This window comes from Pseudomonas sp. SIMBA_067 (assembly GCF_046534675.1).
Lineage (GTDB): Bacteria > Pseudomonadota > Gammaproteobacteria > Pseudomonadales > Pseudomonadaceae > Aquipseudomonas > Aquipseudomonas putida.
Genome location: NZ_JAWRYH010000281.1, coordinates 1 through 281 on the forward strand (window position 1 = coordinate 1; position 281 = coordinate 281).

A 281-nucleotide genomic window follows, 5' to 3' on the forward strand; every position below is an offset into this window, starting at 1 on the left:
GAACTGCGCCTTGCTTGAGGTGCCGCCGACGAAGTCATAGCGCGACGGTGCTTGCAATTGCCGCCTGCCCAGCACGGTAGCGCGTTGTTGCCAGCGTTCGAGGGATGCGGCACCCGCCAGTGGAATAGCGGCCACTTCGTTGGTGCGCACAGGCAGTTGCGGGGTAATGAAGGAGCCACGGCCGACCACGCCACTGAGCAGATTGTCGAAGGTCAGCCGCGAGTAGGCCTCGGCAACGGTCTTGCGTGACACGCCCAGTTGTTCGGCGAGCAGACGGGTGG

1 protein-coding gene is annotated in these 281 nt (G+C 64.4%); it reads right to left on the bottom strand.

Annotation, left to right across the window (positions count from 1 at the left end; genetic code table 11):
- Window positions 1-281 (bottom strand): GntR family transcriptional regulator (locus SB765_RS29090; RefSeq protein ID WP_410932413.1); only part of this gene is annotated, 281 nt, incomplete at both ends.